The organism is Collinsella tanakaei (assembly GCF_016900375.1).
GTDB lineage: Bacteria > Actinomycetota > Coriobacteriia > Coriobacteriales > Coriobacteriaceae > Collinsella.
Genome location: NZ_JACJKB010000026.1, coordinates 1 through 7,289, shown reverse-complemented (window position 1 = coordinate 7,289; position 7,289 = coordinate 1). Strand labels below are relative to the sequence as shown.

At 68.2% G+C, this 7,289-nt stretch carries 7 protein-coding genes; 2 read left to right on the top strand and 5 right to left on the bottom strand.

Annotation, left to right across the window (positions count from 1 at the left end):
* Positions 1-191: 191 nt before the first annotated feature.
* The 5 genes from H6A16_RS10320 to H6A16_RS10300 form a co-directional block, all read right to left on the bottom strand.
* Positions 192-1,625, bottom strand: coding sequence for a sensor histidine kinase (locus H6A16_RS10320; protein ID WP_204618894.1), 1,434 nt, complete (start codon positions 1,623-1,625; stop codon positions 192-194).
* 35 nt (positions 1,626-1,660) lie between these two features.
* On the bottom strand, positions 1,661-2,323 hold the full coding sequence (locus tag H6A16_RS10315; RefSeq protein WP_204618892.1) for a response regulator transcription factor: 663 nt from the start codon (positions 2,321-2,323) through the stop codon (positions 1,661-1,663).
* Between the two features lie 223 nt (positions 2,324-2,546).
* Positions 2,547-3,347, bottom strand: coding sequence for an ABC transporter permease (locus H6A16_RS10310; protein ID WP_239458337.1), 801 nt, complete (start codon positions 3,345-3,347; stop codon positions 2,547-2,549).
* Between the two features lie 29 nt (positions 3,348-3,376).
* Positions 3,377-4,138 (bottom strand): hypothetical protein, encoded by a 762-nt coding sequence (locus H6A16_RS10305; protein WP_204618888.1) that lies wholly within the window; start codon positions 4,136-4,138, stop codon positions 3,377-3,379.
* Positions 4,135-4,866, bottom strand: a complete 732-nt coding sequence (locus H6A16_RS10300; RefSeq protein ID WP_204618886.1) for a lantibiotic protection ABC transporter ATP-binding protein — start codon at positions 4,864-4,866, stop codon at positions 4,135-4,137. Before H6A16_RS10300 ends, H6A16_RS10305 begins: the two co-directional genes overlap by 4 nt.
* 209 nt (positions 4,867-5,075) lie before the next feature.
* On the opposite strand from H6A16_RS10300, the gene H6A16_RS10295 reads away from it, so the two are divergent.
* A complete protein-coding gene (locus tag H6A16_RS10295; protein ID WP_204618884.1) occupies positions 5,076-5,765 on the top strand; it encodes a TetR/AcrR family transcriptional regulator in 690 nt (229 codons plus the stop codon).
* An 88-nt stretch (positions 5,766-5,853) separates the two neighbouring features.
* Complete coding sequence (locus H6A16_RS10290; RefSeq protein ID WP_204618882.1) at positions 5,854-7,107, top strand: MFS transporter; 1,254 nt, start codon at positions 5,854-5,856, stop codon at positions 7,105-7,107.
* Positions 7,108-7,289 lie beyond the last annotated feature (182 nt).

The window sequence follows — 7,289 nt, the reverse complement described above, 5'->3', positions numbered from 1 at the left end:
GGTGCCCTCCTCCGTCGCATGTGGCGCGCGGCCACGGTTGGTGGTACGACCATTGTCGCCCGACCCACGGAGCCGCGACAGGGGGAGGGCCCAATGTTCAGCTCATATCGTCTGACCTCTTGTTTTCGCAGATAGAAAAGTCGTCGATGCGGGCCCGGTCCTTTTTAGGCGTCCAAAGTCCGGACTTTTTGCTAAAACGGACCCCCTTTCATCCCGGCGAGGGAGATGGAGAGGGCGGCAGACGCGCCGCCGTCCGGCAGATTGGCGAGAACGAGGTCGCCACCGTGTGCGCGGACGGTTTCGGCGGCCGTATACAGGCCGAGGCCGTAGTGCTGCTCGCCGCCTCGGTTGGATCGGGCGGAATCGTCGGTGAACAGGCGCTCGCATCCGTGTTCGAGCGCGGCGGGGGAGAACCCCGGGCCGTCGTCGGTGACGCAGATGGTGAGCGTGTTTCCCGACAGCGCGCATGCGATGCCGATGCGGCCCCGCGCGTGCTCGGCGGCATTCGACACGAGGTTCATCGCTGCGCGCATGAGGGCGACCCGGTCGAGGGGCATCTCGGGAAGAGTGCCGATGGCGTTCTCGATATCGGTGTCGGCCTCGATGCCGCGCGCGTGCGCCGTCGCGCGGGCTTCTCGCACTATCTGCTCGCAGAGGTCTGCTGGTCGGATAGGTTCTCTTGAGGCGTCGCCCGCCCCGCGCGATGCGTCGATCAGCAGGCGAATATAGGCGTCCAGTCGCTCCGATCCCGCCGAGATATCGCGTGCCGCGGCGGCGAGGTCTCGACCTTCCGCCTCGTCCGGGGCGTGATCGCCATCGAGCTCCTCGGCGATGAAGTCCGCGTTGGCGCGCACGACGGTGAGCGGCGTCTTGAGGTCGTGCGCGAGGGAGGCGACCTGCTGGCGCGCCCGCTCCTCGGCCTCCCAGCGCGCTTCGAGCGAGGTCTTGAGCGATGCGCGCATCTGCTCCATGGCGTCGAGCACGTCGCTCACCTGGCGCACGCTGCTTGTACCGACGACAAAGTCGAGTTGCTGGGCGCCTACGTGGTCGGCGACGTCGACGAGCGGCTCGAGGGCGCGCGTGAGTACGCGGCTCGCGCGTCGGGCGACGAGCGCGATGGCGACGACGCTGCCGGCGCAGCCCACGATGAGCAGGAGGTTTTGCGGATTGGGAAGCGCCGAGGCGAGCTCGGGCGACGTGAACTGCGGCAGATACTCGCACATGAGTACGCAGCGCGTGCCGTCAACAAGGGTGAACGCGGCGTAGGTGACCCCCATGCCGGCGCCGGTCTGCACGACGGTGCCGTCGGCGGGAGCGCTCGCCGCCGCCTCTCGCGCTTCGGCAAGGTTCGCCTCGGGCATCGTCGAATCGATTGCCTCGCCCGAGGTATCGAACAGGACGTAGCGATATGCCGTGGGCACCGCGCTCGCGTCGAACGAGGGGAGCGCGTGAAGCCGCTCGGCGACCTCACTCGCATGCGCGGGCCCGTAGTTGGCCGCGTAGACGAGCCCGCTGTTGATGGAGGCGGAAAACGCCAGGAACGAGACCGTCCACACGGCGGCGAGCGCCACGATGACATAGGCGAAATAGCGCAATACCAGCAGCGAGAACGGGATGCCCCGCATGCGGGGCGCCCGTCCCTTTCCTGTGGCGCGCCGGTCTACAGCTGCCATTTGTATCCCATTCCCCAAACGGTGGCGATGGGGTCGGCGCCCGCCGCCGCGAGCTTCTTGCGTGCCCGGCTGACCTGCATCGATATGGCCGTGTCGTCCGCATCGCTGTCCCAGCCGAGCACCGCCTCGCGGATCTGCGCACGGCTCATGACCTGTCCGGGGTGCCGAGCGAGCAGCTCGCAGATCGCATATTCGGTGGGGGAGAGAGCAACCGGTCGGTCATCCACGGTAAGCGAGCGCGCGCCGAGGTCGATGCGCACGCTGCCGAACGCGAGGGCATGTGCGTGCGGTCTGCGCTCGCGACGCAGGTGGGCCGCCGCCTTGGCGCGCAGCTCGGCTGCCCCGAAGGGCTTGCGGACGTAGTCGTCGGCGCCCAGGCCGTAGCCGGTCACGGCGTCCTCCTCTGCTGCCTTGGCGGTCAGAAAGATGATGGGCCCGTCGAAGGCCGGTCGGATCTGCCGCACGAGATCGAAGCCGTCGAGCCCCGGCATCATGACGTCGCAGAGGATGAGGTCGAAGCGGGAGAGGTCCATGGCAAGAACCGCTGTGGGGTCGGCCACTTTGACGATATCGTGCCCATCGCGTGCAAGGATGCGCGCAAGGGCGTCGAGAATCGCCTGCTCGTCATCGATCGCCAGTATGCGCCCCATTGACTCCCTTTCGCCGCTTTGCTTATCGCGGCTCATGATACCCGCAAGGTATAACAAACCGTTAACGGCGGTCGGGAAAGTGTTCGGAGCGGCAGCGTCGCAGGCTTCCTTTCTGCGCTCGTTAACGGAAGCGAATCGTAACTCACTTCCGTTAACGGCCATACAGCGGAAGCGAATCCGTGTTTTCTTCCGTTCAGATACCGCTGTTTGCTGACTAGAACATTCAGCAATCGGAGTGCCGGTCCTCAAAGCGGGAGAACCAGACGACGAGGATGGCGGCCGTGACTAGTGAAAGAGCGGCGCATGCGGCAGCGGTGCCCAGGGTGGCGGAGCCGACGACGACCGCCTGGGCGGCTCCTCTGCCTGCCGCGATGAACCCTTCGATGCCGAGCGAGCCCAGGCGTGCAGCCCAGGACCAGGGAACGAAGGCGAGGATACTCGGCATGGCGCCGGTGAGCTGGCCGGTCATGAGACCGTGGGCCAGGCCGCCCACGCTGAAGAACGCGACGAGCGTGCCTGCAGCGCCGACGCCGATGGCGGCGTTTCTGCCGAAGCGCAGCGAGAGGGCAAGGGCGAGCATGTAGGGCGGTATGCTGCCCGCAAGCACGCCCGTGCATGCGAGGATCATCGGCGCCGGCCCCAACGTGAGGCGCCCCGCGGCGGCGATGATCGCCGCGAAGAGGCTGAACGCGAGGCCTAAGGCGAGCGCCGCCATAAGGAGGAGCGCTGCGAGCTTGGCCATGATCGCGAGGCTGCGCGAGGGCAGCGCCGTGAGGTTCGCCAGATGTCCGGCCGCCCGTTCCTCGTCGATGGCGAGCCCACAGGCGATGCCCGACATGAGCGGCATGAGGGCGCCGAGGAACTGGGCGAACGCGTCCGCGCCCATGGCGGGGTCCCAGCGGGAGACGGCGAAGTATGAGCCGCAGGCCACGCCTCCTGCGATACCGCAGGCGATGTGCGCAACCAGGAGCGGGGAGCGCGCAAGGCGTTGGAGTTCTGAACGCAGGGTCCGGGCAAGGGTCATGTGCGGGATATCTGCATGAGTCACGTCGATCACCGCTCCTCGGAGTGCGCGAACCACGCCGCGGTGGCGGCGGTGAGTGCGAACGCCGCAATCACGCAGACGACGAGTCCCGCGATCGTGAGTGCGCCGTTTGCGGCAAGCGCCTCTCCAAGCGCCGTATCTGCCGAAAGCGGCTCGCCGCTCGGTAGCACGGGGATGAAGCTCGTGGGGATGACGGTTGCGGCCGAAGGCGGAAAGAGCTGCGGCAACGGGATGACCGACCAGGCGAACGCGCCCACGATCTGCAGGGCGAGCGGGATGAAGATGCCCGCGAGCATGCCGAAGCGCACGGTCAGGAAAAGCCCGGCCGGAATCATCCACGCGACGGTGACGGTGTTCACTACGGCCGTGGCGAGCATGGTAAGGGTGCTCGCCAGGGTGATGCCCTGCACGGTGAAGGCGGAACATGCGAGGTAGATGCCGCAGACGATGAGGTTCGCGAGGGCGAGCAGGGCACAGCACCAGAGTACCTTCGCCCGCCAGGCGCACCCGAGCGGGGCGCCCGCGCCCAAGACGCCCCGCATGCGCAGGCGCGCATCGGCCTGCGCCACGCAGGCGACCACGAGTGCGGCAGTCACGGGCAAAAAGAGCGTGTACCAGTAGTTCCAAGCGGAAAACGATTGGTAGCCTTGGTAGGGCATGGCGCCAAGCAACGGCATGGGCAGCGCCATGAGGACTGCGAGGCGCACGGGCGTCCCGTGGCGGAACTTCAGGGCTTCGGCGGCAAGCGCCTGCGAGAATGTGGTGCTCATGCGGCATGCGCCCCCTTCGCGCGCCTACGGCCGGCGCGGCAGACGTCCATGAAGAGCTCCTCGAGGTCCTCGCCTGGGCGCAGGGCGTCCTCGTAGGCGAGTCGCCCCCGGTAGATGATGCCGACCGTGTCCGCCATCTGCTGCACCTCGGAGAGGATGTGGCTCGAGACGAGCACCGTCGTGCCCGCCGCCGCGAAGCCGCGGATCTGGTCGCGCAGCTCCTCGATGCCGATGGGGTCGAGGCCGTTGGTGGGCTCGTCGAGTACGAGCAGGCGCGGATGGGCGAGGAGCGCCAGCGCGAGTCCCAGGCGCTGCTTCATACCCATCGAGAAGCGCGCCGCGCGCTTGCGCCCGGTGTCCGCGAGGTCCACGGCCGCGAGCACCTCGTCGATGCGGGACCCAGGCAGGCCCAGCAGCGTGGTGCGCACGCGCAGGTTCTCGCGTGCAGTGAGGTTGGGGTAGAGCGGAGCCTCCTCGATGAGGCTGCCGATGGCGTAAAGGTCCTCGCGGTGCCAGGCGTGACCGGCGAAGAGGATCTCGCCGGCTGTCGGCCGCAGCATCCCGCAGATCATCTTGAGCGTGGTCGACTTACCCGCGCCGTTGGGGCCGAGCAGTCCGTATACCTCTCCTTCGCGGATGTGGAGGCTCACGTCCGCCACGGCCGTCTGCGCCTGGTCGCCGCGGCCGAAGCGCTTGGTGAGGCCGCGCGTCTCGAGCATGTAGCCCATGGATTCGTCCCTTCTCTTCCGGGCGCGCGGGCCGAGTCGCCGAGCCCGCGCGCCGCACCTTTTTGGTTCGCTATCCATGGTGGGGCGCGTTCCTAACGAAGCGATAACGGCCGTTGGGCTCTTTTGGCGCCGGCCCTTCTCGACCCGTATTCCGCCCTTGCCCCCGATACATACTCATGGTATGTTTAGCGAGAAGACAGGAGGCACCCATGGCGCGCAACAAGTACCCGGAGGAGACGGTCAAGCGGATCCTCGACGTGGCCGAGCGGCTCTTCGCCGAGCGCGGCTACGAGCACACCACGATGGCCGACATCGTGGCGGGGCTCGAGGGCCTCACCAAGGGCGCCGTCTACCACCACTTCAAGAGTAAAGAGGATATTTTCGAAGCCGTGTTCGAGCGGGCGAACCGTCCCGTGGTGGCACGCGCCGAGGAGATTCTCGCCGATCGCTCGCTTACGGGTCTGGAGAAGCTCCGCGCGCTCGACGAATCTTCGGCGGAGGGTCCCTCGGCCGATATGCTGCGCGCGATGCGCCCCTCCTCCGACCCCATCGCCAGCTCGCGCCTGCTCGCGCGCGAATACCTCGACGCGCTCGAGGTGGCGCACCGCTACGTGGAGCCGGCGATCCGCGAGGGTGTGGCCGACGGAACGGTGAGCTCCGAGCACCCGCGCGAGACCGCCGAGGTGATGCTCTTGCTCGCGAATCTCTGGATGGTGCCGCTCTACCACCCACTTGCCGACGAGGCGGAGTTCGAGCGCCGCGCGGCGGTGCTCGTGCGCGTGATGCACGCACTCGGCGTGGACCTCGTGGACTGGGAGTCCTTCGACCCCGCGCGCATGTGGGGCGACTCTTGGGGCGAGCTCGCCCGCGACCTGTCGGGGGAGGGCGAGGGGGCCTAGTCTGGGGTGCAATCGGAAGGCAGCCGCGCGAGCGGCTTTCTTTCGCGCCAATATACATACCAACCGAATGTATGAAAGAGAGGAAGCGATGGCAAGACGAGACGAGAAGAACAACGCGGGCGAGAGGGGGGTCGGTATCGCGACCCCGCGCTTCGCGGCGGTGATGGCGTCCCAGGCGCTCTCCCTGCTCGGCATGGAGATCCTGCAGTTCGTGCTGCCCCTGCACCTGCTCAACCTCACGGGGTCGGGCGCGCTCTACGGCGGCGTGGTCGCAGCGGGCTTCGTTCCCTACACGCTGCTCGCCCCCGTGGGCGGCGTCATCGCGGATCGCACGCGCAAGCGGGGCGTCATGGTCGCAGCTGCCGCGGCGCTCGCGGCGGCGATGGCGGTCTACCTCCCCCTCGCGGGGACGGCCGCGGTCGTGCCCGCGAGGGTCGCCGTCCTCATGCTCGCCTTCGCGGCGCAGGCGCTCGAGCAGCCCTGTGTCCAGTCGGCGATCCCGCACCTCGTGGCGCCGTCGGAGGTCGGGCGCGCCGTGGCGCTCGTGAACCAGGTGGGCATGCTCACGGGCATCGGCGGGCCCGTGGTGGGTGGGCTGGCCTTCGGCTTCCTCGGTCTCGCGCCCATCGTCGTCGCGTGCGTGGCCTGCTTCGCGGCGTCGGCCGTCGTTGAGGCCCTCACCGTGCGCGTCCCCTACGAGCCGCCCGCGCGCACGGCGGGCGCCCTCGCCACCGCTCGCGCGGACCTCGCCGAGGCGCTCGGCTTCCTGCGCTCGAGCCCGCTCATGTGGCGCACCATCCTGGGTGCCACGCTCGTGAACCTCTTCGGCTCGTCGTTCTTCAACGTGTGCTCGCCCTACATCGTGACCGAGACCCTCGGCCTGCCCAACCAGCTCATGGGCGCGCTGCAGGGCGCGCTCGCGGTGGGCGGGCTCGCCGGAGGGGCCGTCGTGGCGGCGGTGCCCGGCAGGTTCTCCATCCACTCGGTGCCGGGCTTGCTCGCGTGCGTGGCCGGCGGCATCGCGCTCATCGCCGGAGCGCTTGCCGCCCCGCTACCTGCGCTCGGCATCTTCGGGGTGCTTATCGCCCTCTACCTGCCCACGATGGCCGTCTGCATGTGCATGAGCGTCGTGGCCACGAGCTGGCTTCAGACCGAGAGCCCCGGTACCCTCGTGGGCAAGGTTATGGCACTCGCCCTCATGCTGGCGAACTTCGCCACGCCCTTGGGTCAGCTTGGCTACGGCGTCGCGCTCGACCTCGTCCCCGCATGGGCCATCGCGCTCGCGGCAGCCGGCGCCATCGTCGTCGTCGCAGTCTGGCTCGCGCGCTCCGCGAGGGGCTGACGGCGAGGGGCCGCCCAAAAGACAGTCCCCACGGGCGGCCCCGCCCGCACCCTAGATAAGGTCGTAGGTGGATTGGCTACACTAGGTTGGACAGTTTCACGAGGGCCTATGGAAGGAGGCTCGATGGCCGATCCAAAGCACCCGAGGCATTTCACCGACGATTTCAAGAGGCAGATTGTGTC